We start from the raw sequence: 3062 nt of genomic DNA, 5'->3' as shown, positions 1-3062 counted from the left end.
CGGAAGCACTGTCAGCGCCAGTATGCTGGGCAACCACCGGAATCTCATTTCGTTCACCCCATACCTGCAACTGTTCAACCGCAGCCGCACGGAACGTATCGCCAGCCGCGAGCATAACCTTGCGGCCTTCAGACTGAAACTTGCGAGCCAACTTGCCAATGGTGGTGGTCTTGCCTACACCGTTTACGCCCACCACCAGGATAACAAAAGGGGTATCCTGTTTCGGGATAACCAACGGCTGATCAGCAGGCTCAAGAATATCAGCAAGCTCAGATTGCAGCGCGGCCATCAGGGCATCGGCATCATCCAGCTCTTTGTATTTAACTTTCCGGGTCAGCTTTGCAATGATTTCGGTGGTGGCCTCAACCCCCACATCGGCCACCAGCAACTGAGTTTCCAGCTCATCCAGAAGGTCATCGTCAATCTCCTTCTTACCGATGAACAGTTCTGCAACGCCTTCAACCAGAACGTTACGGGTTTTGCTCAGCCCCTGACGCATCCGGGCGAAGAAGCCGCCTTTGGCTTCAGGCTTGTTTTCTGGCTCAACCGATGTTTTTTTTGGCAGTATTTCTGGATCAGCAGCCCGGGGAATTTCAGTGGCAGCAACTACCGGGACTTCTTTGACAGAAGCCTCAGGTGCTTTAAGAGTGGGCTCGTCCAGGGGTGCTTGATGTACAGACGTATCTTCAGGGCACTGAACAACCTCAGGCACAACGTCAACAACACCAACAGAAGATTCAGAAGCCGACTCTGGCGTAGTTACCTCGGGTGTTTCTACAATGGGTACTTCGCCTTCTGCTTCAGGCTCAGCCTTTGGCTCTGCCTGTTCTTCAGAAACTTCACTCTGGGTACGTCGACCCCAGGGCCAAAAACTGCGTTTGGCTTTTTTCTCACCGTCTTTGCGCGAACCGAACATAGACTACTTCAATAACCTTGGTGGGAACGCCTGATGAGCATGAGGATTGTCATATAACAGAAACTTTTGCAAACCGCTTCCGTAATAGCCGATCGATAGCAATGACGATCCATCACACAGGCTATGGATAATGACTTATCGTAACTCAATTTAGACTGTCACGAAATGAACTTTATCTGGGAAACCCGGGAAAAAGTACAACTTTCACGACACAATTAAAAACACCCGCAATACAAGACTGCCAATGCAGGCAACCAGGAGCCTGGCGCTTATTTCCTGGCTTGTTTTTTTGCACCAATTGCCTTTAGCCGACAACCATTAACCTTGAACACCACGGTCAATGAACTGATGTCAATGAACTGATGCAGCAAGCAATCTGACTCACCCGGCGTTATTACTGCCGCCTTACGGCCCTTTAAACGCCCCATCTTCAAATGTATATATTTTCGAGCTGACCTTCTGTGCGGTACTGATAAACCGATCGCTCGACAAAGAAGGCAAGCTTCTGCAGTGATTCATTATTGTACCCTGAATAGCCTCAGCGCACGTTGACTCCAGTATAAGCGTGACCTGATTATGATGTTCCAGCTCCCCCAGAGTTTTGCCTGTAGCTTTATAACTACGCGGGGAAGCCACAGCGAACAACTCGGCCATATCACTTTTCTGGTTGAAGGTAATCCTTAGCAGATTATCTGCTGCCACTACGTTATCGGGATCACTTTGCATCCTGCTGGAGAATCCATCCTCGACCTTGAACACGCGAAGAACAACACTTGCGCGATAGCCATCGGTCACAGCGACTTTTATCGCCAGCTCCTGCAGACCTTCTGGCAACCCAAGACTGTGTATTGCCAGATCCAGACTTTTCAGTAAGAACGACATGTTTAGTGCATGTTTATCAAACTGTTTAAAAGTGATTATCGCCAGCGCGTCCCCATTGCGGAACGGTTCACAGTCGCTTTCAGACCCTGTGCGCAGTATCTCAGGGACGAACCCGGGGTGAAGGGCTGTACCATTCTGCCCATGAACAGACTGGCTGCCAGGATGCAGCCTGATTGCAAAATTTGCATCATATGGTCGATTGCATCTATGGATCATGGCGGTATCGTATAAATAACGCCCAGTGCCCATGTCATACTCAAGGTTGTAGCTGCGCTTTTCTATTAAGTCTGTATCATCCAAACTCCTGATGTAGTCTTCATTCGGGATTTTCAGGGGAGGTTCTTCTGAAGCGCTGACACACTGTTGATCCGGGCCCGTTTCATTTTGCAGGTTGCCTTCGGTTTCACTGACAGTGGATGTCTCTGTTTTTGCCCGTTTCAGTGGTTTCGTACCAATCGCTTGATCGTTGCCCAATGCCCTTTTTCGAGATTCAGCCTTATTTACGCTATCTGTTGCAACAGGGCTCGTTGAAACAGAACTTTTAGTTGACGCAGAGCCTTGCAAACCTGTCGCTTCCTTAATTCGTATCAACATCTCTTTACTGTTTTTGGCTTTTGCAAATACCTCCTCAACGTAGTCCCTGGCGATTTTTTCCTGTGCTTCCCTGTCCGATTTTTTAGTTGCCTTTTTAAGTTTGCCCGACATCTTTCTAAAATCGTCCATTGGTAACCCAACGATACTTCTGAGTTTCACTCGTACAAAAGAATCTGACAGAAACGCTTTTGCAACAGCACTTTTTAATCCCTCGATCGCTTTACCTTCAACACCGCCAATATCACTGGTTTGCCGGGCACCGGCTGCAGCTTCATTATCGACAGTGCCTATACCCAATTTTTGGCCATCAGTATAATGGAGGGCGTTACGATATACAGAATCCATTAAAAAAACCTTCCGCTTTTGCTTTAATGGATGTTGGACAACGAAGCTATATAGAAGTTCCAGCTCTTCATTTACCAAACCCGTCGTAAAGCATCGGGCCGGGCAGGCGGTGATATAAGACAGGAGTGCACAGAGCGCTCCGCGGGACGGCCATCCACTTGGTTGTTTGTTCATTCTTTGCTGGCTTTCACCAGTCTCTTGTAGACCTACCGTCACGCAGACCGGGTCGCGCAAACGGGGTGTAAGGTCGAGAGCCCCCCTGCGGAATGCGTTTGAGACTTGTAGAACATGTGGCCAGGAGGTTGTCAGAGAGCCCAACTTGGTG

2 protein-coding genes are annotated in these 3062 nt (G+C 48.9%); both read right to left on the bottom strand.

What is annotated here, in order from left to right:
• Positions 1 to 916 (bottom strand): signal recognition particle receptor subunit alpha (locus KDK14_RS12630; RefSeq protein WP_257265494.1); only part of this gene is annotated, 916 nt, incomplete at its 3' end.
• Between the two features lie 405 nt (positions 917 to 1321).
• Complete coding sequence (locus KDK14_RS12625) at positions 1322 to 2737, bottom strand: hypothetical protein (protein WP_257265493.1); 1416 nt, start codon at positions 2735 to 2737, stop codon at positions 1322 to 1324.
• Between the last annotated feature and the right edge of the window lie 325 nt (positions 2738 to 3062).

It is taken from the genome of Endozoicomonas sp. ONNA2, from assembly GCF_024606365.1.
GTDB lineage: Bacteria > Pseudomonadota > Gammaproteobacteria > Pseudomonadales > Endozoicomonadaceae > Endozoicomonas.
This window is presented reverse-complemented; position numbering and strand designations above follow the sequence as displayed.

Coding starts and splice junctions, on each gene's coding strand:
- KDK14_RS12625 (WP_257265493.1), bottom strand. CDS start 2,737: ATGGATTCTGTATATCGTAACGCCCTCCATTATACTGATGGCCAAAAA.